Annotated in this window: 11 protein-coding genes; 4 read left to right on the top strand and 7 right to left on the bottom strand. The window is 67.3% G+C overall.

Annotated elements, in window-relative coordinates; all coding sequences use genetic code 11:
• Together QPK32_RS07715 and QPK32_RS07710 are read right to left on the bottom strand one after the other, a co-directional pair.
• The gene (locus QPK32_RS07715) at positions 1–1,020 is read right to left on the bottom strand and encodes an ABC transporter permease (RefSeq protein WP_290412213.1); all 1,020 of its coding nucleotides are present in this window, start codon (positions 1,018–1,020) and stop codon (positions 1–3) included.
• Complete coding sequence (locus QPK32_RS07710; protein WP_290412212.1) at positions 1,017–1,955, bottom strand: ABC transporter permease; 939 nt, start codon at positions 1,953–1,955, stop codon at positions 1,017–1,019. Before QPK32_RS07710 ends, QPK32_RS07715 begins: the two co-directional genes overlap by 4 nt.
• Before the next feature lie 335 nt (positions 1,956–2,290).
• Here QPK32_RS07710 and QPK32_RS07705 point away from each other — a divergent pair, with 335 nt between their 5' ends.
• Together QPK32_RS07705 and QPK32_RS07700 are read left to right on the top strand one after the other, a co-directional pair.
• Entirely contained in the window at positions 2,291–5,062 is a 2,772-nt protein-coding gene (locus QPK32_RS07705; RefSeq protein ID WP_290412211.1) for a TonB-dependent receptor, read from the top strand.
• Between the two features lie 416 nt (positions 5,063–5,478).
• Positions 5,479–8,331 (top strand): TonB-dependent receptor, encoded by a 2,853-nt coding sequence (locus tag QPK32_RS07700; RefSeq protein WP_290412210.1) that lies wholly within the window; start codon positions 5,479–5,481, stop codon positions 8,329–8,331.
• A 120-nt stretch (positions 8,332–8,451) separates the two neighbouring features.
• On the opposite strand, the gene QPK32_RS07695 is transcribed toward QPK32_RS07700, so the two are convergent.
• Together QPK32_RS07695 and aroG are read right to left on the bottom strand one after the other, a co-directional pair.
• The gene (locus tag QPK32_RS07695; protein ID WP_290412209.1) at positions 8,452–9,753 is read right to left on the bottom strand and encodes an aspartyl/asparaginyl beta-hydroxylase domain-containing protein; all 1,302 of its coding nucleotides are present in this window, start codon (positions 9,751–9,753) and stop codon (positions 8,452–8,454) included.
• 98 nt (positions 9,754–9,851) lie between these two features.
• Positions 9,852–10,910 carry a 3-deoxy-7-phosphoheptulonate synthase AroG gene (gene aroG / locus QPK32_RS07690; RefSeq protein WP_290412208.1) on the bottom strand — a complete coding sequence of 353 codons (1,059 nt, stop codon included), beginning with the start codon at positions 10,908–10,910 and terminating at the stop codon, positions 9,852–9,854.
• Between the two features lie 447 nt (positions 10,911–11,357).
• On the opposite strand from aroG, the gene QPK32_RS07685 reads away from it, so the two are divergent.
• Positions 11,358–14,246, top strand: coding sequence for a TonB-dependent receptor (locus tag QPK32_RS07685; RefSeq protein ID WP_290412207.1), 2,889 nt, complete (start codon positions 11,358–11,360; stop codon positions 14,244–14,246).
• Between the two features lie 163 nt (positions 14,247–14,409).
• On the opposite strand, the gene tldD is transcribed toward QPK32_RS07685, so the two are convergent.
• From tldD to QPK32_RS07670, 3 genes are all read right to left on the bottom strand, one after another.
• Complete coding sequence (tldD, locus tag QPK32_RS07680; RefSeq protein WP_290412206.1) at positions 14,410–15,870, bottom strand: metalloprotease TldD; 1,461 nt, start codon at positions 15,868–15,870, stop codon at positions 14,410–14,412.
• A gap of 127 nt (positions 15,871–15,997) precedes the next feature.
• Positions 15,998–16,801 (bottom strand): carbon-nitrogen hydrolase family protein, encoded by an 804-nt coding sequence (locus QPK32_RS07675; RefSeq protein WP_290412205.1) that lies wholly within the window; start codon positions 16,799–16,801, stop codon positions 15,998–16,000.
• 10 nt (positions 16,802–16,811) lie between these two features.
• The gene (locus QPK32_RS07670) at positions 16,812–21,098 is read right to left on the bottom strand and encodes a YhdP family protein (RefSeq protein ID WP_290412204.1); all 4,287 of its coding nucleotides are present in this window, start codon (positions 21,096–21,098) and stop codon (positions 16,812–16,814) included.
• 196 nt (positions 21,099–21,294) lie between these two features.
• On the opposite strand from QPK32_RS07670, the gene glnE reads away from it, so the two are divergent.
• Complete coding sequence (gene glnE / locus QPK32_RS07665) at positions 21,295–24,060, top strand: bifunctional [glutamate--ammonia ligase]-adenylyl-L-tyrosine phosphorylase/[glutamate--ammonia-ligase] adenylyltransferase (protein ID WP_290412203.1); 2,766 nt, start codon at positions 21,295–21,297, stop codon at positions 24,058–24,060.
• Positions 24,061–24,486 lie beyond the last annotated feature (426 nt).

Here is a 24,486-nt window from a genome sequence, read left to right as displayed (position 1 = left end):
TCACTTCACTTTCGGATCGAGCGCATCGCGCAGCGCATCGGCGAACAGGGAGAAGGCCGTCACCAGCACGGCCATGGCGCTGGCGGCCGCCACCAGCTGCCACCACTTGCCGAGGATGAGCTCGTTCTGCGCCTCGTTCAGCATGCTGCCCCAGGACACGGTGCCGACGGGCACCCCGAAGCCGAGGAAGGACAGGATCACCTCGGCCTTGATGAAGCCGACCACGAGGATCGACACCTGCACGAGCGCCACGTGCGAGACGTTGGGGAAGATGTGGCCGAACATCTTGCGCCAGCTCGACGCGCCGATGGCATCGGCGGCCATCACGTATTCGCGCGCCTTGTGCTTGATGTACTCGGCGCGGATCAGGCGGTACGGCCCCGTCCATCCCGTCAGGCCCAGGATCAGCACGATGGTCAGGACGCCCTTGGTCTGCAGCACCGCCGCCACCGCCAGGATCATCAGGATCGAGGGGATCGCCGTGAACACGCCGTAGAACCAGTTGAACAGGTCGTCGATCCAGCCGCCATAGAAGCCGGACACGGCGCCGAACAGCGTACCCAGCGCCACGGCGACGAAGGCCGCGACGAGGCCGACGACGATCGAGGTCTGGCCGCCCTTGATGGTCTTCTTGACGATGTCGTGCCCCCATTTGTCGGCGCCGAACGGCAGCGTCGCCGCCTTCGCGGCGGGCACGGCGGCGCCGGCCGCGGCCAGCTGGTCCTTCAGCGCGGCGATGTCGCCGGCCAGCGGATCGAAGGCGTTCGGCGGCGCCGGCGGGGCCGGCCGCGCCAGCGCCGCGAGCGCGGGATCGGGACCGACGAAGGTCGGCGGCGCATAGTTCACCGCCACCTCGTCTTCCCAGTCGGCGGCGACCAGGCCGGCGGCCGCCAGCAGCACCGACAGCAGGAACAGGCACACGACGGCCAGCGAGGCCATGGCGACGCGGTCGGCGCGCAGGCGGCGCCAGGCCAGCGCCCACAGGCCGGGCGAAACGGGAGCATGGTCGAGCGCGCTCATGACAGCTGCACGCGCGGATCGACGGCCTGGTACAGCAGGTCGGCCAGCAGGTTGAACACCATCGTGGCGGCAGCGACGTAGACGGTGATCGCCTTGATGACGGGGAAGTCGCTGCGCTCGACGGCCAGGATCACTTCGCGCCCGATGCCGGGAATGCCGAAGAAGCGCTCCAGCAGGAAGGCGCCGATCAGCAGGGCCGGCAGGTTCGACATCACGTAGGTGATGATGGGAATGGCGGCATTGCGCAGCACGTGCACCCAGACGATGCGCCGCTCGGACAGGCCCTTGGCGCGCGCCGTGCGCACGTAGTCCTGGTTCGCCTCGTCCAGCACGAAGCTGCGGAACAGACGCAGCGTGGGCGCCAGCGACACGGCCAGGCCGATCAGGATGGGCAGGGTCGCATAGCGCAGCAGGTTGTCCCAGAAGTGCTCGCCCCAGCCCTGCACGGGGAACAGGCCCAGCTTGTAGGCCAGGCCGTACTGGAACACGATGATGTAGACGAGGATCGAGATCGACATCCCGACCGTGCACGCGACCATCACCAGGCGGTCGGTCAGCGAGCCGCGCACGAAGGCGATGGCCAGCGCCAGCGCGATGCCGATCGCCGTCTCCAGGATCGTCAACGGCACCAGCACCGTCAGCGACGGGCCCAGGCGGCTGGCGATGATGTGCGACACCGGCTCGCCCGTGGCCCAGGCGGTGCCGAAGTCGAAGGTGAGGATCTGGCGCACGAAGATGCCCAGCTGGACGTACCAGGGCGCGTCCAGGCCGAGCTGGGCGCGGATGTTGGCGATGGCGCGGGCATCGGCCATCTTGCCGGCCAACAGGTAGGACGGGTCGCCGCCCACCCAGTTGAACAGCACGAACACCAGCACGACGACACCCGCCATGGTCGGCAGCATCTGCCACAGGCGCCGCAGGATATAAGCAACCATCGAGATTCCCGGATCGTTCAAGCACGCGCATGCGCGGCGCATGCCGAACTATAGACGAGATTCGCCGACCTGCGCCGGGAAAAAATGTCATCCGACCATAACCGCCGTCGATACCGATGTGTTGTAACTACGCAATAGGACCTGGACTTGTATTGACTTACATCATGCACAGATGATCTTATGTATTTAATAAAAGGAAAATTTTTCTTTTATGTAAATGAAGAGAGAGGTACGGTTTTACATTTCGAGGTTCCAGCATATGCATGCTTGAATCCAGCACCAGCCGGAATGTGTTTTCGCACCAGGAAGAACAGAAATCCATCGATGGAGTCGTAATGCACCAGAAGAAAGCAGTAGCACAAGCAGTGTCCCTGGCCCTTGCCTACCTTGCCTTCGGCACGTCGGCGCTGGCCCAGGACACCGTCCAGGGTTCGATCCAGCGCGTCGAAGTGACGGGTTCCAGCATCAAGCGCGCCACCGCGGAAACCGCGTCGCCGATCCAGGTGATCAGCCGCGACGACATCGCCAAGTCGGGCAAGGCCACGGTCGCCGAGTACCTGCAGACCCTGACCGCCGACGGCGCCGGCTCGCTGCCGACCGGCTTCGGCAACGGTTTCGCCGCCGGCTCCACCGCGATCTCGCTGCGCGGCCTGGGTGCCACCTCGACCCTGGTGCTGCTGAACGGCCGCCGCATGGCGCCCTTCGCCCGCGCCGACGACGGCCAGAAGAGCTTCACCGACCTGTCCACGGTGCCGATGGAAGCCGTCGAGCGCATCGAGGTGCTGAAGGACGGCGCCTCCTCGACCTACGGCGCCGACGCCATCGCCGGCGTCGTCAACATCATCCTGCGCAAGGACTTCACCGGCCTGGTGTTCAAGATCGAAGGCGGCGAATCGCGCTACCACGACGCCGAACAGGGCAAGGCCGCCATCACCTGGGGCAAGGGCCGCCTGGACGAAGACGGCTACAACTGGATGATCAACGCCGAGGTGTACGGCAACCACGAGCTGATGAACAAGGACCGCTCGGACCGCGACTGGATCGGCCACGGCGACATCCGTCCGTGGGGCTATGCCGCCAACGGCCAGTTCGCTTCCGGCTACATCACCCCGGGCGCCGCCAGCCCGAGCCCGGCCGGCGCGATCCGCGATCCGAAGACGGGCAACTACGTCGGCCTGGCCGGCTGCTCGCAGTTCTCGCCGGTGACCGCCCAGGACCCGGCCGGCGGCTGCCTGTGGTACGCCGACCAGTTCCGCTCGATGCAGCCGAAGATCGGCGGCGTCAACCTGTACACCCGCTTCACCAAGAACCTCGACGGCGACCTGCAGCTGTACGGCGAAGCCGGCTACTCCAAGCGCGACACCGAGTTCACCCTGGTGCCGCCGTCGACCAGCTCGACCGTCGCCTTCCCGCCGAACGCCGCCAACCCGTCCGGCGTCATCCTGTACGGCAACACCATCCTGATGGCCCCCAACCATCCGCAGAACCCGTACGGCGTCGCCACCCGCGTGCGCTACTCGATGTTCGACGTGGGCCCGAGCACCCGCTCCGCCGACAACGAATTCAGCCGCTTCGTCGTCGGCCTGAAGGGCCAGCGCTTCGGCTGGGACTTCGACACCGGCTACACCCACTCGGAATCGGCGCTGGACCTGAACTACAGCAACATGATCAACATGAAGGTGCTGCAGCAGGCCCTGGGCAACCCGTCCAGCCAGTACTTCCCGTACTACATCGGCACCCAGGCGGGCAAGAACCCGGCCTCGCTGTACGCGGCCATGGTCGTGAACGCCAAGTCGCATTCGACCACCGAGCTGGACGTGGTCGACTTCAAGGCGTCGCGCGAACTGTTCGCGCTGCCGGGCGGTAACATGGGCCTGGCCGTGGGCGCGGAATACCGCCGCCTGAAGCTGGACAACCCGTCGCTGTCGGGTTCCGAGGACGGCACCATCAACTCGTCCTACGTGGCCGCCAAGGGCACCGACGACGTCAAGGCCGTGTTCGTCGAAGTCGCGGCGCCGGTGCTGCAGACGGTCGAGCTGACCGGCGCGGTCCGCTACGACAAGTACAAGAACTTCAACTCGACCACGCCGAAGCTGGGCGCCAAGTGGACCCCGATCAAGACCTTCGCGCTGCGCGGCACCTACTCGGAAGGCTTCCGCGCCCCGGGTCCGGCCGAATCCGGCACCCAGAGCCAGTCGACCGGCAACTCGTCGGTGCGCGATCCGATCCGCTGCCCGGGCGGCACCCCGGCCGCCGGCGGCGCCACCCAGGCCGACTGCTCGATCACCATCGGTGCCGTCAAGGTCGGCAACCCGAACCTGCAGCCGGAAGAGTCGAAGGGCTACACGCTGGGCATGGTGTGGGATCCGCTGCCGAACACCAGCTTCTCGCTGGACGCCTGGAAGATCAAGCGCAGCAACGAGATCAACCCGCTGTCCTACGTCGAAGCCGCCGCGCTGCCGACCGCCATCCGCCAGGACAACAACCTGGTCGTGAACGGCGTCGCCATCCCGAACACGGGCACCCTGCTGCTGTCGAACGCGCCGTACCAGAACTCCAGCTACACGGAAGTCAAGGGCGTCGACCTCGACCTGAAGCAGCGCATCGCGCTGGGCAGCTACGGCCGCGCCGTCGTCGGCCTGACCTGGACCCACGTGGCCACCTGGATGCGCGTCGAGAAGAACGGCACCGCGTTCCAGTACGCCGGCACCCACGGCAACTGCGACACGTCGAACTGCGCGGGCACGCCGAAGAACAAGATCAGCGTGAACGCCACCTGGGACTACGACAAGCTGAGCATGAGCGCGATCGCCAACTGGCGCGACAGCATGGACAACGTGCGCTTCGCCGGCGACAAGTGCGCCTCGCAGTTCGCCGACGGTTCGCCGGCGCCGTACGGCTGCAAGCTGGCCTCGTTCATGACCGTCGACCTGTCGGCCCGCTACAAGCTGACCGCCAACTGGCAGCTCTACGGCTCGATCCAGAACCTGTTCGACAAGGTCGCGCCGCTCGATCCGCTGACCTACGGCGGCCTGAGCTACAACCCGATGGATGCCAGCGGCGCCATCGGCCGCTACTTCAAGGTCGGCGCGCGCTATCAGTTCTGAACCCTGAAAAAGTAGTTGTTTGACAACGGGACGGTGAGCAATCACCGTCCCGTTTTTTATTGGTGCACGCCTGCACTTCGGCGATACATACGAACAGTATTGACGCACCAAATAGATCGTTACTTTATTTGATTAAAAATCTAAATATTAAAATTAAATTTGATCATATCGGCTTAAATAAAAATTCCATTCAAAAATGTCGTATTTATGCATACATACGTGTTAATACGTTGACTTTGTTTTTCTGCAATGTTTTTATTGATATGTAGCAAATAAAAAGCCTTCGCTGGTATGGGAAGGACAAGATCGATAAACGACTAGCTGTTGTCCGGCAGGGGAGTGTCAGCCGGCACAGAGTTCAGAAGGGACTCAAGAAAATGATGGCGGAAAAAGTTTTATCTCGTTCAGTACGTTTGATGTTTGCCGGCGGCATGGCGCTCGGCGCCACCGTCGCGGTCGCGCAGGAAACGGGCGCCGAGGCGCCGGCCTCGCTGCAGCGCGTGGAAGTCACCGGCTCGCGCATTCCTTCCCTCAATACCGAAGGCTCCAGCCCGATCACCACGCTGAGCTCGAAAGACATCAAGATCGACGGCATGCGCAATGTCGAAGACCTGCTGAACAACCTGCCCCAGGTGTTCGCCTCGCAGGGCGCCGCGATCTCCAACGGCGCCTCCGGCACCGCCACCGTCGACCTGCGCGGCATGGGCTCGCAGCGTACCCTGGTGCTGATCAACGGCAAGCGCATGCCGGCCGGTAGCGTGCTCGACACGGCGGCCGACCTGAACCAGATCCCATCCCAGCTGATCCGCCGCGTCGACGTGCTCACCGGCGGCGCCGGCGCCGTGTACGGCTCGGGCGCCGTCGCGGGCGTCGTCAACTTCATCCTGAAGGACGACTTCAGCGGCGTCGAACTCGAAGCCAACATCTCGGGCGCCAACCACCGCCAGCACAACGACGAGGTGCAGTCGGTGGTGCGCTCGAAAGGCTTCCCGCTGCCGGGCAACCGCAACTTCGACGGCAAGAAGTACGACTTCAGCCTGCTGGCCGGCGCCAACTTCGCCGACAACAAGGGCAACGCCACCTTCTTCGTCTCGCACCGCCACGCCGATGCGCTGACCCAGGCCCAGCGCGACTATTCCGCCTGCTCGCTGGGCGCGTCCGACCCGGGCTTCGCCTGCTCGGGCTCGGGTACGTCGATCGCCCGCGTGGGCGCGTTCACGCCGGACGCGAACGGCAATCCGCGCCGCTACGTGACCGCCACCGACGCCTACAACTTCGGCCCGCTGAATTTCTTCCAGCGCCCGTCGGACGAGTACAACATCAACTCCACGCTGCACTACGACCTGCACCCGAACGCGCGCCTGTACAGCGAATTCAACTTCCACCACTACAACACCGACGCCCAGATCGCACCGGGCGGCATCTTCTACGGCGAGCAGGCCACCATCGCCTACGAGAACCCGCTGCTGAACGCGGCCTGGCGCCAGGCGCTGGGCCTGACCGCACCGGGCCAGACCACCACCGTCTCGGTCGGCAAGCGCAATACCGAAGGCGGCCCGCGCAACAACAGCATCACCGACATGTCGTTCCGCGAAGTGCTGGGCGTGAAGGGCATGGTCGCCGACTGGAGCTACGACGTGTTCGGCCAGTTCGCCCGCGTCAACCACAACGACAAGTCGACCGGCTACTTCTCGAGCCGCCTGATCAGCCGCGCGCTGGACGTCGTCGCCGACGCCAACGGCAACGCCGTGTGCCGCTCCGCGCTGAACGGCACCGACCCGGCCTGCGTCCCGTACAACCTGTACAAGCAGGGCGGCATCACCCAGGCCGCGCTCGACTACCTGAACGCCACCGGCTCGACCGGCGGCTACACCCAGCAGAGCGTGTTCGGCATGAACTTCGGCACCGACCTCACCCGCTACGGCTTGAAGCTGCCGACCGCGGGCAGCGGCGTGGGCGTGTCGTTCGGCTACGAGCAGCGCGTCGAGAAGCTGTCGTACGAGCCCGACTACGAAAACCAGACCGGCGACCTGTCCGGCGCGGGCGGCGCCTCGCCCGCCGTGGCCGGTTCGTACAACGTCAAGGAAGCCTTCGGCGAAGTGCGCGTGCCGCTGCTGGAAGACCTGCCGTTCGCCAAGCGCCTGGACCTGAACGCGTCCTATCGCCATTCCAAGTACAGCACCGACGCCAAGACCAACACCTGGGGCGTGGGCCTGGACTGGGAGCCGATCAGCGAGCTGCGCTTCCGCGGTTCGGCCCAGCGCGCCGTCCGTGCGCCGAACATCTATGAACTGTACACGGGACAAGCCGTCGTGCTGGCCGGTCCGAACGACGACCCGTGCGAAGGCGAAAACCCGAAAGCCACGCTGGCGCAGTGCCTGAACACGGGCCTGCCTGCAGGGCTGTACGGCCAGGTGACGGAGAACTCGACCAACCAGTACAACGGCCGTACCGGCGGCAACCCGAACGTCAAGCCGGAAACCGCCGACACCTACACGCTGGGCGTCGTGATCGAGCCGATCAAGAACCTGACCATCACCCTGGACGCCTTCAAGCTGAAGATCGAGGACGCCATCCAGTCGGTCAACGCCCAGAGCGTGTTCACCCAGTGCTTGACCACGGGTAACCCGCTGTACTGCGGCCTGATCCACCGCGACCAGCTCGGCTCGCTGTGGCTGACCCCGGGCGGCTACGTCGAAGCCGGCACCACCAACATCGGCTCGCAAGGCACCTCGGGCATGGACGTGGGCGCCAGCTACCGCATGCGCCTGCCGCAGAACTACGGCAACCTCGACTTCACCATGAACGGTACCTACCTGCGTACCTACACGGTCGAGAACCTGCCGGGCAACGGCGACTACGATTGCGTGGGCCTGTTCGGCGCCACCTGCGGCACCCCGACCCCGAAATGGCGTCACAAGGCCCGCCTGACCTGGTCGACCCCGTTCAACTTCGACATCTCGGCCACCTGGCGCTACTATGACAAGGTCAAGAACGACATGCTGGACGGCAACCCGCAGCTGGCAGGCGAGCTGGACACCCAGCGCGATGCCGAACTGTCGCGTCGCAACTACCTGGACCTGTCGGGCGTGTATCGCTTCAACCGCAACCTGGCGCTGAGCCTGGGCGTGAACAACCTGTTCGACAAGGACCCGCCGCTGGCTTCGTCGAGCTCGGTGACCGGCACCTCGGGCAACGGCAACACCTACCCGCAGGTGTACGACTCGTACGGCCGCTTCGTCTACGCCAACCTGACCTACCGCTTCTAAGTCATTTCAGTTCTCTGGAAGCATGAAAAAACCGCCGCCGGCAGCGATGCCGGCGGCGGTTTCCTTTCGGGGTCGTCCCTGCGCAGGCAGGGACCCAAGTCTGTATCCCGCACGGCGGCATCAGCCCCCGTAGCTGCCCTCTTCCTGCGAAAACGCATTCATCCCCGCCTGCATCGCCGTCACCAGCGCCCGCTCCGGTCCCGTCAGCTGCGGATGCCAGATGTCGAACATCAGGATGGCGCGCAGACGGTCGCTGTCGTTCCACGCTTCGTGCTCGATGGTGTCGTCGAATACCCAGGCTTTCCCTTCCTCCCAGGCGCGCACGTCGTTGCCGACCCGGAAGCCGCAACCGGGCGGTACCACCAGCGGCAGGTGCACCACCAGGCGCGCGTTGCTGACGCCGCAATGGGGCGGGATGCGCGTCCTCGGTGTCAGCACGGAGAACATCGCCACCGGCGTGCGGCCCGGCTGGTCCGGCTGCGGGGCGCCGGCCAGCAGGCGCATCGTGTGCGGGCAGCGCGCCGCGTTGGCGGCATTGGGGACGCCGCCTTCGATCAGGTGGAAGGCGCTCCAGCGCGGAGAACGGTTCAGCTCGGCCCATTGGCGCAGGGGCTGGTCCTCGTCGTACTGCATGTACGGCACGAAGCCGGGCGCGCGTTCCGGACCGTCGGCCAGCACCGCCAGGCATTCGGCGCGCACGGCATCGACGCCGGCCTCGACCGTGTCGAGCCAGGGAAAGTCGCGCCGTTCGAAGAAGGTGACGGGCGCCAGGCCCTGGAAGTGGAACAGCGCCGGCTGCGGGTCATAGCGGCGCCTGCGGCCCAGCATGATGTCGAGCGACGCGGCAAAGCGCCCCGTGCCCTCGCCGTCCAGCGCGCGCAGCAGCGGGGCCATCCAGTCGTCGAGGAAGCGGCCGAAGTCGCGGTCGTAGGCGTCGCGGTAGGCCAGCGCCTCCTGCAGGGCCGGACGCAGCTGCGGCGCCAGGCGCTCGAGCGGCGGCGCCACCGCGGCCACGGCGCCGTGGGCACGCGCCGCCGCATGCGTCTTCCCCTGGCGCGTGTACAGCGCGGCGCGCAGGATCAGGGCCAGCAGGTCGGTCGGGTCGATGGCCAGCGCACGCCGGATCGCCTCCTCCTCGCGCGCTTCGTCGCGCTGGGCGTTGCAGACCAGGGCCAGCTGGATCCACGGCTGCTTGTCGCCGCCGCCCAGCGCCACCAGGCGTTCGAGCAAGGCACGCGCCTCGGCGAAGGCGCCGCCGTGCTGGCGCAGCCGGGCCAGCGCCAGCAGCGCGCCGGGATGGGCCGGCATGCGCGCCAGGACGGCTTCCCACAGGCGTGCCGCGCGCGCCGGATCGCCACGCTGCAGCGCGTTGCGGGCATCGCGTTCCAATGCGCCGGTTGCATCGTCGATTCGTTCTTCCATCGCCATCCTCGTATGTACATGTACATACGATTCTGGCTGACGATACTGCCGGCTGGCAAGCCGACGATACTTTGTTTTGCGTTGCCCCCGTCAGGCGCTCATTCGCCGCGCAGGCGGCGTTGGCGCACGGACGCGGCCAGGTTGTCCAGCACGCCGATGCTGGTCTCCCAGTCGATGCAGCCGTCGGTGACGGACTGGCCGTAGACGAGCTCGCGGTCCGGCACCAGGTCCTGGCGTCCGCCCACCAGGTGCGACTCGACCATCACGCCGACGATGCGGTCGTCGCCTTCGGCCAGCTGGCGGCCGATGTCGGCGCACACGGGCACCTGGTTGGCCGGGTTCTTGCTGCTGTTGGCGTGCGAGGCATCGATCATCAGGCGCGCGGCCAGGCCGTTGGCGGCCAATTGCTTGCAGGCTTCCTCGACGCTGGCGGCATCGTAGTTCGGCGTCTTGCCGCCGCGCAGGATGATGTGGCAATCCTCGTTGCCCGCGGTCGACACGATGGCCGAGTGGCCGCCCTTCGTCACGGACAGGAAGTGGTGCGGCTGCGAGGCGGCCTTGATGGCGTCGGCGGCGATCTTGATGTTGCCGTCGGTGCCGTTCTTGAAGCCGACCGGGCAGGACAGGCCCGAGGCCAGCTCGCGGTGCACCTGCGACTCCGTGGTGCGGGCGCCGATCGCGCCCCAGCTGATCAGATCGGCGATGTACTGCGGGCTGATCACGTCGAGGAATTCGGTACCGGCCGGCAGGCCCAGTTCGTTGATGTCGCGCAGCAGCTCGCGCGCCATGCGCAGGCCGTCGTTGATGCGGAAGCTGTTGTCCATGTACGGGTCGTTGATCATGCCCTTCCAGCCCACCGTGGTGCGCGGCTTCTCGAAGTACACGCGCATGACGATCTCGAGATCGCCGGCAAAGCGGCTGCGCTGCTCGGCCAGGCGGCGCGCGTAGTCCATCGCGGCCTTCGGATCGTGGATCGAGCACGGGCCGATCACCACCAGCAGGCGGTCGTCCTGGCCGTGCAGGATGCGGTGCAGCGCCACGCGTGCCTGCGATGCGGTCTGTTCCGCCGCCGGGGTGACCGGGAACTCGCGGATCAGGTGCGAGGGCGGCGTCAGTTCCTTCATTTCGCGGATGCGTAAATCGTCGGTGCGGGGCATTGCTGTTCTCCGTTCGCTGGTTGGCTGCTTTGATCAATCGGGGGCCCAAACGAAAAAACCGCCATCGCTGGCGGTTTTTCTGGAATTCGTGTCGGACTTCGTTCTGTTGTTGCGTGAACCTGCCGCTACTCCACCGCCGTCGGGCTGGAATGGCTAAACCAAAAATAAAAGGTAAAGAAAGCGGCGTGGTGCATGGTCGGTCCAAAAGTGTGCGATCGACTATAACAAGGAGTCATCGGCATTGGCAAGCTTTTATTTGGCTGTCAACTGTCGCCCACATTTGCCTGTACTGACGAACGGTTGCGCGAAGCAGACAGGGATTTCCTCCATACCCCCCACCCTTGAGAGATGTCAGTCCCGTATGCGCGGCGGGTGCAAGAGTCGGGGCAAGCCCCGGCCGTCTGGCATTGCGCCGGCAGGGTTCCCTTATCCCTATGGAGTCCGGACATGACTGCAATTTCGCTGCACGAAACATCCATCGCGCGCACGATCCGCCGCCTGTTCGCCGGCGGCGGCGCCGTCGGCATGGCCCTCCTGGCGCTGCCGGCGCCGGCACAGGAAGCCGCGCAGACAGCCGGCGCCAGGCCGATCCAGCGCGTCGAGATCACCGGCTCGAACATCCGCCGCTCCGAGGCCGAGACGGCCTCCTCCGTCATCACCGTCAACCGCGCCGACATCGAGCGCTCCGGCAAGAACACGGTCGCCGAGCTGCTGCAGGACCTGGCCGTCAACAATGCCGGCGCGGTGCCGACCACCTTCGGCAACGGCTTCGCGGCCGGCGCCTCCGGCGTGTCGCTGCGCGGCCTGGGCGCCAACTCGACGCTGGTGCTGCTCAACGGCCGCCGCATCGCGCCCTACGGCCTGGCCGACGACGGGCAAAAGCAGTTCGCCGACCTGAACATCATCCCCACCGACGCCGTCGACCGCATCGAGGTGCTCAAGGACGGCGCCTCGGCGATCTACGGCTCGGACGCGATCGCCGGCGTGGTCAACGTGATCCTGCGCCGCGAATTCTCGGGCAACACGGTGCGCGCCCAGCAGGGCGTCACGGAGGACGGCGACGGCCACCAGACGAACCTGTCGTTCACCAAGGGCTTCGGCAGCCTCGACCAGGACCGCTACAACGCCCTGTTCAGCATCGAGTACAAGCGCCAGGGCGAGATCTGGTACCGCGACCGTTCCGACCGCGACTGGATCGGCCGCGTCGACCTGCGACCCTGGGGCTTTTCCGCCGCCGAGGGCCTGGGCGGCACCGGCGCCATCGTGCCCGGCAGCGGCGGGGCCGGCAGCGCCATCAACGGCAACGTGCGCCCGGTCGGGTCGACGGGCGACTTCTTCAACCGCGGCAACCTGGGCCCCGGCACGGGCTTCACGCGCACCTTCCCGGGCGCGGCCTGCCCGGCCCTCTTCAGCGCCTACCCGCAGGGCGACCCGGGCGGCGGCTGCCTGATCGATGCCAGCCAGCGCTACAACCAGGCCATGCCGAAACAGGAGAACATCAGCTTCTTCGCGCGCGGCACCTGGCAGGCCACGCCGACTATCGAGGCCTACAGCGAATTCAACTTCTACACCAGCCGCGCCAATTCCTCGACCACGCCGTCGGGGGTCAGCGGCTCGGTGGGCTACCCGGGCGGACCGGTCAACAACAGCGTCGTGCGGCTGGGCGGGACGCACCCCGACAACCCGTATTTCGGCACCCCGGCCACGCTGCGCTACCTGGCCGCCGACGTCGGGCCGCGCGAATCCCTGATCACGTCGGAATTCGTGCGCTGGGTTGGCGGCGTCAAGGGAACCCACTTCGGCTGGGACTGGGATTCGGCCGTGCTGTTCTCGCACAACCACACCAACAACACCCAGAACGGCTACCTGCAGCGCAACGTCGCCTTCGCCCTGCTCGACCCGAGCCCGGCCAACGTGGCGGCCGCGTCGACCAACCCGGCCTACGCGGCCCTGCCGCCGGGCACGTTCTGGCGCATCGGCGAGAATGCCGGACTGAACTCGCCCGAGCTGTACGCGGCGCTGTCGCCGGAAATCAACAATGCGGCCCGCACCAAGCTGGCCCAGTGGGACGTCAAGGGATCGCGCTCGTTCAAGAATTTCCTGCCCGCCGACGACATCGGCCTGGCGCTGGGCGCCGAATGGCGCTACCAGCGCAGCGAACTGCGCCCGACCACGGGCACCGAGCTGGGCAATATCATCGGCCTGGGCTATTCGGCCTACGAGGGCAGCAACCACGCCTACGCGGTCTATGCCGAAGGCCTGCTGCCGCTGCCCTACCAGATCGAGGCCTCGGCGGCGATCCGCTACGACCACATCAGCGACGTCGGCCACTCCTACACGCCCAAGGCCGGCCTGAAATGGACGCCGGTGCGCGAGTTCGCCCTGCGCGGCACCTTCGCGCGGGGTTTCCGCGCCCCGAGCCCGCCGGAAAACGGCGTCGGCGGCCTGGCCGCCTACTCCACCTCGGACGACCCGCTGCGCTGCGCGCTGGGCGTGCCCGGCACCTGCGACCCCGTCTCGGTGGCCGTCATCACTTCGCCCAACCCGAACCTGTCGCCGGAACGCTCGCGCAGCTACACGGCGGGCATCATCTGGGATCCGCTGCCGCGTACCAGCATCTCCGTCGACTACTGGAAGATCAAGCGCAAGAACGAGATCAACCAGGAACAGATCGACGCCGCCATCGCTGCCGGCTCGGTGGCACGCGACCCGAGCAACGTCAGCGGCATCCCCGGCGACCCCGGTCCGATCACGGCGGTGCTGACGCGCTACGTCAACTCGGCCGAGACCCAGGTGCGCGGCCTGGACATCGATGCGCGCTACAACCACCGCCTGCCGGCCGACTGGGGCAACCTGTCCTTCGACGTGAAGTACACCCACTTGTTCGAATGGACCCGCAGGGAAGCGGACGGCACGGAGCGCGACTTCGCCGGCACGCACGGCAACTGCGACATCAGCAACTGCGCCGGCACGCCCGACAACCGCGCCAACTTCCGCATCGGCTGGGACCGCAGGGACTGGCGCGTCTCGCTGAACGCGAACTTCCGCGGCAAGATCGACAACCGCCTGTACGAGGGCGACCCGGAATGCGCGAGCCACTTCGCGAACGGTGCCGATGCGCCCAACGACTGCGAACTGGCCTCGTTCACGAGCTGGGACCTGGTCGCCCGCTGGAAGCCGCTGCCGCAATGGGAAATCTTCGGCTCGATCCAGAACGTGTTCGACAAGGTGGCGCCGCTCGATCCGCTGACCTATGGCGCCACCTCGTACAACCCGCTCGACTACGAGGGCGCGCGCGGCCGCTTGTACACGCTGGGGGCGCGTTATACGTTCTAATAGCAAACGGGATATCCGCGCTCGCATGAACGCAACCATAAAGCAACGTCGCCCCTGCGAAGGCAGGGGCCCGATTGCCGCATGCGTAGCGATGATGCATGCAACATTGGCCCCCTGCCTGCGCAGGGGCGACGGTTTTTCGTGAACCAGTCGGTTCAAGCGATCAGGCCGTACCCCCGACCGTCACGCCATCGATGCGCAGCGTCGGCTGGCCCACGCCCACGGGAACGCTCTGGCCTTCCTTGCCGCACACGCCGACGCCGGAGTCCAGCGCCATGTCGTTGCCGATCATCGAGATGCGGTTCATGGTGTCCGGGCCGTTGCCGATCAGGGTGGCGCCCTTGACCGGATAGGTCACCTTGCCGTTCTCGATCATATAGGCTTCGCTGGCCGAGAACACGAACTTGCCGTTGGTGATGTCGACCTGGCCGCCGCCGAAATTGACGGCGTACAGGCCGTTCTTGACCGAGGCCAGGATCTCGGCCGGATCCTTGTCGCCGGCCAGCATGTACGTGTTCGTCATGCGCGGCATCGGCAGGTGGGCGAAGGATTCGCGGCGGGCATTGCCCGTCACCGGCATCTTCATCAGGCGCGCGTTCATCGTGTCCTGGATATAGCCCTTCAGGATGCCGTCCTCGATGAGCGTGGTGCACTGGGTCGGGTTGCCCTCGTCGTCCATGTTCAGCGAGCCGCGGCGGTCCTGCAGCGTGCCGTCGTCGACGACGGTGACGCCCTTGGCGGCCACGCGCTGGCCGATCATGCCCGCGTACGCGGACGAGCCCTTGCGGTTGAAGTCGCCCTCCAGGCCGTGGCCGACCGCCTCGTGCAGCAGCACGCCGGGCCAGCCCGGACCGAGCACGATGGTCATCGGGCCGGCCGGGGCCGGACGCGCTTCCAGGTTGACGAGGGCCGCCTGCACGGCTTCGCCCGCGTACTTGTCGAGCAGCTCCTCGCTGAAGTAGCCGTAGTCGTAGCGGCCGCCGCCGCCCGAGGAACCCATCTCGCGCCGGCCGTTCTGCTCGGCGATGACGGTGACGGACACGCGTACCAGCGGGCGGATGTCGGCCGCCAGCACGCCGTCGCTGCGCACCACCAGCACCACGTCGTATTCGCCGGCCAGGCTGGCCATCACCTGCACCACGCGCGGGTCCTTGGCGCGCGCGATCTTCTCGATGCGTTCGAGCAGCGCGACCTTGGCGGTGGCGTCGAGCGAGGTCAAGGGGTCGTGCGGCAGGTACAGCGAACGGCCGCCGCTCGGCTGCACGGCATTGGCCACCTTGACGCGGCCGCTGCCGGCGCGCGCGATGGTGCGGGTGGCCGCGGCGGCGTCCAGCAAAGCGGCCTGCGAGATGTCGTCGGAATAGGCGAAGGCCGTCTTGTCGCCGGACACGGCGCGCACGCCGACACCCTGGTCGATCGAGAAGCTGCCGCTCTTGACGATGCCCTCTTCCAGGCTCCAGCCTTCGCTCTTGGTGAATTGGAAATACAGGTCGGCATAGTCGACCTTGTGCGTGAACATCGTCCCCAGCGTCGTGATCAGCTTGCCTTCGTCGAGTCCGAACGGCGTCAGGAGGACATCGCGCGCGACGGCGAGGGAGGAGAGATTGGGTTCGAATGGCTTCATTGCGTCGGGTCTTTCTGGTAAGGATAGGGCATTGTGCCATATCCGTTCCATGCCTGCGGCGGCGTGCACCGCAGGGGTCGGAGTCCGGTGCTGAAGGTTGGACGCCGACCCGGTGTTCGACCCGCGGCTACATCGTCCGATGTTTGAGGGCCGGCAAGCTCTCGCGCACCTTGGCCAGGTAGTCCGGATCGATCTCGCCGGCGACCACGCCCTCGCCTTCCGGCAAGACGGCCTTCACCTCGCCCCAGGGATCGATCAGCATGCTGTGGCCGAAGGTGCGGCGCCCGTTCGGGTGCGTGCCGCCCTGGGCCGAGGCCAGCACGTAGCACTGGTTCTCGATGGCGCGGGCGCGCAGCAGCACTTCCCAGTGCGCCAGGCCCGTCGTGTAGGTGAAGGCGGCGGGAACGACGACCAGCGTGCAGTCGCCCATGGCGCGGAACAGTTCCGGAAAACGCAGGTCGTAGCAGATCGACATCCCGACCCGGCCGAACGGCGCCTCGAAGCTGCCCACGGTGGCGCCGGGCACGATGGTGCGCGCCTCGTCGTAGTATTCCGTGCCCTTGTTGAAGCCGAACAGGTGGATCTTGTCGTAGCGGCCGACGGGCCGGCCCTCCGGATCGTAGACGAGGGTCGTGTTGAGCACCTTGCCGGCGTCGCCGGAGACCAGCGGCAGCGTGCCGCCGATCAGCCAGATGCCCAGTTCGCGCGCCTGGCCCGCGAGGAAATCCTGGATCGGGCCGCTGCCCGGCTGTTCCGCGCGCGCCACCTTGTCGGTGTCCGCCATGCCCATGATGGGCCAGTATTCGGGCAGCGTGACGAGGCGCGCGCCGCGCGCCGCGGCCTGGGCCAGCAGGCGGCCGGCGGTGGCGATGTTGTCCTGGACGTCCGGCGACGACACCATCTGGATGGCGGCAACGGTGGTCTTGCTCATGGAATGGCTCCTATTGTTTTCGGGCCTTCGGCGCCGCCTTGTTCGCGGCCTGCGCCGACGGCTCGTTGGCGGCTGGATTGTCCAGCTTCACGATGTTAGGCGACTTCCACGGCCCCGTCACCTGCATGTGATAAGTCAGCGCCTTCATCACCGGAGCGCGCAGGAACAATTGCGCCAGGAAGCTGCCCAGGCCGATCACGGGGTTCACGGCCAGGCCGTACACGAGGGGGCCCGTGCCGAGGTTGAATTCCGGAATGACGACCACGTGCAGGTTCGTCGACTCGTTGGCGATGTCGGCGCTGCCGTCCATCAGCACCGTGGCGGCCACGCCGTGCATCTTGAGGTTGTCGGTGCGCACCACGCCGCGCTGGATCATGGCGTTGGCCGTGATGCCGTCGAACGCCAGCCCTTCCGAGAACACGTCGTGGAAATCGAGCTTGAGCATGCGCGGCAGCATCTGCAGGCTGAGCACGCCCAGCAGCTTGGCCGCGCCCGGATCCTGCTTGAGGAATTGCCCGTCCTCGACGTTCATCTGGATCTGGCCGGACAGGCTCGGGATGTCGAGCGAGTACGGCAGGCCGGCCCAGGACAGGTCGCCGGACAGCTTGCCCTTGCCGTGGCGCAGGGTGCCGGCGAAGCCGAAGCGGTCCAGCAGGCGGCCCGCGTCGTGGATGTCGAGGTTGAAGTTGAGCGCCGTATTGCTCTTGCCGTCGCGCGTCAGCCAGCGGCCGTTCGCGGACAGCGTGCCGTCCGGGTTGGACAGGCTCAGGCGGTCGATGCGCCATTCGCGTCCCGCCAGCGCCTGGGCATTGTTGGCCACCAGTTCCAGGCGTCCGAACTGCTTGTCGAACAGCTCGAAGCGCTCGGCGACGATGTCCAGGCCCGGGATGCCGGCCACGGCGCTTTTTCCCGATTCGAGCAGGTCCTTGACTTCGTTGGCCGACGATTCCGGGATGTCGAGCGAGGCCAGGCGCGCGGTCACCTTGCCCATGCCCTGGCCCGTCGGCGTGTCGTTCCAGGTGACGTAGCCGACGGCCGCCTGCGAATCGATGCTGGCCTGCCAGGAGCCCGGCTGGTGGGTGACGCCGACGACGACGTTGCGCAGCGCGCGCTCGCCGACGATCAGCTCGCCGGCGCGGACGGCGATGGTGTCGGGCACCACGTACTGGGCCATCGAGACGCCGCCCGCGTCCGCCGCGCCCTTGTCCGCGCCGGTGCCCGCGTTACTGCCCGAGCCTGCGATCTCGGCGCCTGCCGCCAGCCAGCGGTCGATGTTCAGCGACTTCATGTCGACGTTGATCATCATGCCGCTGTCGGGCTCCGGCGCCGGCACGTTGACGCCGATGCCGCCGCGCTTGACGACCCAGGGGCCGTGCGGCTGGCGCTCGCGCAGGTAGCGCGCGGCGCCCAGGTTGCCCACGCCGATGCGCAGCTCGTCGCGGCCGATGCCGTCCGGTCCCGTCGGCTGGCCCGCCAGCACGAAGTGGACCGGCAGCACGGCGTCGGCAGGCTTGTTCAGGGGCGCCGGCAGTTCGATGCCCATGCCCGCCAGGGTCGAGTCGATGACGATGTCGGACTTGTGGTCCTTCACGGTGACGCTGCCGTTGAACTTCGCGCTGCCGGACAGCTTGGCGCCCAGGCGCTGCAAGGCCGGCAGCGAGGCCGTGGCGCGCATGCCTTCGGCGCTCGCGCTGCCGGCCATCTGGACCACGATGGCGCCATCGCGCTGGGTGCCGCCGGACAGCTGCAGCGGGCCGCCCAGGAAGCTGGCGCCGATGCCGTTCAGGTTCACGCCATGCTCGGAAAACTCGATGCGGCCCAGCGCCGCCTGGATCGGCGGCAGTTCCGGGAACAGCGTGACGTCGTTGTTCTGCAGTTGCAGCGCGCCCTGCACCTTCGCCTCGTGCAGGTTCGCGAGCGGCAGGCGCAGCTTCAGGCCCAGGCGCGCCGATCCGGTGCCCTGGGTGTTCTCGGTGAAGTGGCCGATCCATTCGAGCACCGGCGTCACGGACACGTAGCGCAGCAATTCCTGCAACGGGCCGGCGGCATTGCCGTCGATCTCCAGCATCATGTCGTGCGAACCCAGCTCGGGAATCACGGCACGCACGTTGGAGAGGGCCACGCCCAGCGTGCGCGCCGTGTCGCCGTGGATTTCCATGCGCGCGCGGTCGAACACGATGGAGCCGTCGATGTTCTCGGCCAGCGGCCACAGCGGCGACTTGTTGTCGGGAGCGAAGTGGCCGGGCGCGTATTCGAGCTTGGCGTTCTCCAGGCGGCCGGCCACGCGGAATTCGCCGCGCGCGCGTTCGGCCGCATTGCTGGCGCGGAAAGGGAAATGGGCGAGGTCGCCACGCAGGCGCAGGTGGGCATCGTGCAGGGTGCCGCCCTGCAGCGCGCCGGTCAGCCAGTCGCGCAAATGCTCGGGCGTGGCCATGGGCAGCCAGCGGCCGATACTGGCGATGTCGAAGTTGTCCACCGTGGCCGTGACATCGGCGGTGCCCGGCCCCTGCCCGGGCGTCAAGGGCAGCAGGTGACGGCCCGACAGCGTGGCCTTCAAGGCACCCTGGCTGAGCTCCATGCCGTCGACCTCGACCAGCAACTGGTCGGCCTGCGGCCAGCTCCAGCGCGCGCGCAGGCCCAGCCCGTCGAACGCCATGTCCGGCTCGGCGAACCAGGCCGGCATGGCCAGCGCGAACTTGTCGGCATCGATATTCACGCTGCCGCCCTCGTCGCTGGCGTCGATGCTCCCGGACAAATTGCTGAAGCCGGGCAGCGCGCTGCGCGCGGGTAATCCCGGCTGGGCCGGATCGGCGGCAGGCACGGCCGCGCGCGCGGCCAGCGGCTGCACACCCAGGCCCTCGACCCGGCCGCGCACGCGGTAGCCGGACATCTTCGGAAAGCGCCCGCGCCACTCGGCCTCGACGTCGACCAGGCGGCCGCGCGGCGCCAGCTCGGCCAGCAACTGGCGCTGGCTGGGCGCCAGCGGCATCTGCACGGCCAGGGCGGCCAGCGCGCCTAGGTCGACCTGGCGGGCACGCACCGCGAAGCGCTCCGGCAAGCCCTGCTTGGCCGGACGCCAGGACTCGGCCAGCGTGGCGGGCGGCAGCACGAGGCCGTCACGCGTCACGACAGAAAAGTTTTCCAGGGAAATTTCGTGGCCCAGCGCGCCGAAGGTCGGCTTGCCGTCTTCCACGCCGGGGGCGATCGTCTCGCTGGCCGACAGGCGGCCGGACACGCGCGCCAGCGACAGCGCCGGCGCATCCGGGGCCAGGCGCGCGCTGACGCCCGCCAGCGCCAGGTCGGCCGTGAAGCCGGCCAGGCGCGCATGGTCGAAGTCGAGCCAGGCGCGCACGGAGCCGCGGCCGCGCTGCAGCGTGAACGGGTAGTCGAAGTATTGCTTCCAGGCCGCCAGGTCGGTATTGCGCAGGTCGGCGTACAGTTCGCCTTTCCAGCGCGCCGCGTCGGACGCCCTGGCGCCGAACGGCGGGTGGGTGAAGCGGGCGCGCACGTCGAGCGGATCGCCCTGCGGTTTCCCCTCCGCCTGCGGTTGCGCCGCCTTCAGCGCGAAGCGGTGCACGGTCCAGCGGTTCTGCAGCACCATCGTCACGCCCGCCAGGTTCAGGGGCGGCGCCCCGCGCAGCGCATCGGTCCAGGACAGGCGCCCTTCGCGGATGACGATCTCGCGCTGGCGCAGCAGCCAGTCGGCGCCGCCGCCCTCGTCCTTTTTATTCGGGTCGATGCGCACGCCGGCCACGTACAGCACGCCCTGGGCGTCGCGGCGCACGTCGAGTTCCGGACGATTGATCTCGAGCGACTCGAAGCGCGGCTCGAGCGCCGCCACCGACCACCACGACAGCGTGGCCGACACCGAGGGCAGCGCCAGCAGCTGGCGGCCGTCGCGGTCGCGCAGATGGACGTCGCCGAGGTAGAGATTCGGATGCAGGCCGCGCCAGGAAGCGTAGACGCGGGAAATGGTGACCGGATTGCCGAGCGCGCGGCTGGCGGCGCGCTCGATGTCCGGCTTGTACATGTCGATGTTCGGGAGGATGGCGTAGCGCAGCAGCAGGAACAGCGCCATGAAGGCGAAATACAGCAGCAGGCCGGCCTTGACGGTGAAACCGAGCACATGGTGCGAAGCGAGGTTGGCGTAGCGGTAGCAGGCGCGCGCGGCGGCCCAGCGCTCGGCGAGCGGAACGTGGCCATGAGCGTGCTCGTGCGCCTGGGCATGCGGCGGCCCGCGCTCCTGCTCGCTCTGCTGCTCTGCCTGCGGTTCCGGGTTGTGCATCAAGGTGCTCAAGAAAGCTCGCGTCAATAGGGGCCCGCCGCCCCGCGACGGTCTTCGATGTCCCCGTGTATATTCGTCAGTCGTAAGGGAGCGCTTGCAAGTTTCCCGGCGTCCAACTTACCATCCCGCTGACCCAGGGCAGCGTGGCGGGCAATTTTACCCCATAGCAAGCGCCACGGACCGCACAAACCCGCCAGGAGTCGCCTGTATGTTGCAAGCCTCACCCACCCAATCCCTATCGACCGCGGAAGACTCGCGTTTCTATCGGCGCTGGCTCGCTGCCGACCCGGCCCGGGCCGGACGCGTCGACGCCTTGTCCGCATTATCGCTGGCCCGCCTCGATCTTGGCGCAGCGCTGAAGACCGAAGCCGAGGCCGGCCCCGACGGCCCGTCGCGCCCGCTCCCCCTCGGGCGCGCCATGCGCCGGCTGCGCAACCTGCTCGTGTGCGCCATCATCCGGCGCGACCTGGAGGGCAAGGCCGACCTCGACGAGGTCGTCACCGCCATGAGCCGCTTCGCCGACTTCGCCGTGCAGTCGCACCTGGCCGAACTGATGGCCGAGCTGACGGCCGCCCACGGCGTGCCGGTCGGCGAGGAATCCGGCCGTCCCCAGCAGATGATGGTACTGGCGATGGGCAAGCACGGCGGCGGCGAGCTCAATGTCTCCTCCGACATCGACCTCATCTTCGTCTATCCGGAAGACGGTGAGACGCAGGCAGGTCCCGGCCAGAAATCGCTGTCCAACCACGAATTCTTCGTCCGGCTGGGCCGCAAGCTGATCGCCGCCCTGTCCGAGATCACCGAAGACGGCTTCACCTTCCGCGTGGACATGGCGCTGCGCCCGAACGGCAAGTCGGGTCCGCTGGCGGCCAGCCTGAACATGGTCGAGGACTACCTGATCGTACAAGGCCGCGAATGGGAACGCTATGCCTGGGTCAAGGCGCGCGCGGTGACGGGGGACGACACCGACATCGCCGCCCTGGACAACATCGTCCGCCCCTTCGTGTACCGGCGCTACCTCGACTTCGGCGTGATCGATGCCATCCGCACCATGCACGCCCAGATCCGCGCCGAGGTCAACCGCCAGGAGCGCCTGCATCCGGAACGCACGCAGAACGTCAAGCTGGGCCGCGGCGGCATCCGCGAGATCGAATTCCTGGCCCAGGTGTTCCAGCTGATCCGCGGCGGGCGCGACCCGGCCCTGCGCGAGCGTTCCACCCGCGTGACGCTGCGCCTGCTGGCCGAACGCGAACTGCTCACCGCCGACGTGGTCGGGCGCCTGCTGGACGCCTACGCGTTCCTGCGCAACCTGGAGCACCGCCTGCAGTACCTGGAGGATGCCCAGACCCATACCCTGCCCGCCGCGCCGGAAGACCGTCTCGTGGTCGCGCGCATGATGGGCATGGCGGACGAAGCGCAGCTGCTGGCGGCGCTGGACGAGTGCCGCGCCTTCGTGGCCAGCCAGTTCGACGCCATCTTCGCCGACAAGGGCGGCAATGGCGGCGGCGGCGACGAGGTGGACCCCGATGCGCTGGGCGGCGACGACAGCCGCGAGGCCATCGCCGAACGCCTGGCCGCGCTGGAGTTCGACGATCCGCAGCAGGCCGCCGGCCGCCTGCTCGCCACCTGGCAGGCGCCGCGCCTGCAGACGCTGCCCGAAGCCAGCCGCACGCGCCTGGTGGCGCTGGTGAACACGGCGCTGCCCCTGATCGCGACGATCGTGCGCGAAGCGGGGCTCGGCAGCCACGCCGCCACGCTGGGGCGCCTGCTCGACTTCTTCGAGGCGATCGCGCGCCGCTCGGCCTACCTGTCGCTGCTGACGGAGTATCCGCACACGCTCGAGCGGGTGATCCGCATGATCAATGCCAGCGGCTGGGCCGCGACCTTCCTGACCCAGCACCCGATCCTGCTCGACGAACTGCTCGACGACCGCGGCAATGCCGCCGAGGACCTGCCCCAGCTGGCGGCCGCGCTGGCGAGCCAGCTCGACGCGGCCGACGGCGACACCGAACGCCAGCTCGACATCCTGCGCGAAGCCCACCACGCCCAGATGTTCCGCCTGCTGGCGCTGGACCTGGCCGGGGAATTGTCGGTCGAGCGCCTGGCCGACCACCTGTCGGCGCTGGCCGACCTCATCGTGCACGAAGTCGTGCAGCGCGCCTGGCGCACGATCTCCAAGCGCCATCTCGAAGTGCCGCGCTTCGCCGTGATCGCCTACGGCAAGCTGGGCGGCAAGGAACTGGGCTATGTGTCCGACCTCGACGTCATCTTCCTGTTCGACGACGACGACCAGGATGCGCCGTCCCACTACGCCAAGCTGGCCCAGCGCTTCATCACCTGGATGACGACGCACACGCCCGCCGGCATCCTGTTCGACATCGACACGGCGCTGCGTCCTGACGGCGCCAGCGGCATGCTGGTCTCGTCCGTCAACGCGTTCGAGCGCTACCAGCAGGGCTCGGCCTGGATCTGGGAACACCAGGCGCTCACCCGCGCCCGCTTCTGCGCCGGCGACGCCGCCATCGGCGCGCGCTTCGAGGCCATCCGCGAGCGGGTGCTGCGCCAGGACAGGAGCGGCAATGCGGGCCAGCTGCGCGACGAAGTCGTCCGGATGCGCCGGCGCATGCGCGAGGCCCACCCGAGCCGCACGCCGCTGTTCGACCTGAAGCAGGACGAAGGCGGCATGATCGACATCGAGTTCATCGTGCAATACCTCGTGCTGCGCCATGCGGCGGACTACCCGGAACTGACGGCCAATGCCGGCAACATCGCCCTGCTGCGCCTGTGCGGACGCCTGGGCCTGATCGACGCGGCCCTGGCCGAGGAGGTCGCCGGCGCCTACCGGACGATGCGCCGGCTGCAGCACCAGGTGCGCCTGCAAGGCCAGGACAATGCGCGCGTGGAACCCGCGCTGGTGGCTGCCCACGCAAGCGCCGTGACGCGCCTGTGGCAAGCCTGTTTCGACGACCGATAGTTACACTCCCGGCCTCGTCCCTTTTGCCGGCAGCGCCCTGCTGCCGGCAACATTCCGTGATTTTTCGCCGCCCCGGGACCGATTCCACCTCCAAGCCCCGATTTCCCCGAATTTTGTGTTGCGGACCAACAACGGTCGATTGTTGTATTTTGGTGCATTTACACGCCTGCGCACCAATTTAAACCTTTGTCATGCATACAAAATTTTAAGCGCGTGAAAACGTTATATTTACACATGGGAATCGTTGCATAAAAGTGACGTTTTTCTAACTCAATTCATCAATTCATCCCATTTTGGTGCGTTGCGCCTTTGCAAAGCTGCATTCTGGTGCGAGACTGCACGGCACTGTCGCACACAACATTAGATGTCAATTGATTAATTTTGTGTCGCGGCGATTAAAAAATAGGCGCGCGAAGCCATCATTTC

Origin of the sequence: Massilia sp. YIM B02763 (genome assembly GCF_030412015.1) — a bacterium.
Classification (GTDB): Bacteria; Pseudomonadota; Gammaproteobacteria; order Burkholderiales; family Burkholderiaceae_D; genus Telluria.
Note: the sequence above shows the minus strand (reverse complement) of the source record. Positions and strands in the feature narration are given on the sequence as shown.

What these genes read in the sequence shown, in the direction of transcription:
- QPK32_RS07715 (WP_290412213.1), bottom strand. Translation starts at nt 1,020, where the DNA reads ATGAGCGCGCTCGACCATGCTCCCGTTTCGCCCGGCCTGTGGGCGCTG.
- QPK32_RS07710 (WP_290412212.1), bottom strand. Translation starts at nt 1,955, where the DNA reads ATGGTTGCTTATATCCTGCGGCGCCTGTGGCAGATGCTGCCGACCATG.
- QPK32_RS07705 (WP_290412211.1), top strand. Translation starts at nt 2,291, where the DNA reads ATGCACCAGAAGAAAGCAGTAGCACAAGCAGTGTCCCTGGCCCTTGCC.
- QPK32_RS07700 (WP_290412210.1), top strand. Translation starts at nt 5,479, where the DNA reads ATGTTTGCCGGCGGCATGGCGCTCGGCGCCACCGTCGCGGTCGCGCAG.
- QPK32_RS07695 (WP_290412209.1), bottom strand. Translation starts at nt 9,753, where the DNA reads ATGGAAGAACGAATCGACGATGCAACCGGCGCATTGGAACGCGATGCC.
- aroG (WP_290412208.1), bottom strand. Translation starts at nt 10,910, where the DNA reads ATGCCCCGCACCGACGATTTACGCATCCGCGAAATGAAGGAACTGACG.
- QPK32_RS07685 (WP_290412207.1), top strand. Translation starts at nt 11,358, where the DNA reads ATGACTGCAATTTCGCTGCACGAAACATCCATCGCGCGCACGATCCGC.
- tldD (WP_290412206.1), bottom strand. Translation starts at nt 15,870, where the DNA reads ATGAAGCCATTCGAACCCAATCTCTCCTCCCTCGCCGTCGCGCGCGAT.
- QPK32_RS07675 (WP_290412205.1), bottom strand. Translation starts at nt 16,801, where the DNA reads ATGAGCAAGACCACCGTTGCCGCCATCCAGATGGTGTCGTCGCCGGAC.
- glnE (WP_290412203.1), top strand. Translation starts at nt 21,295, where the DNA reads ATGTTGCAAGCCTCACCCACCCAATCCCTATCGACCGCGGAAGACTCG.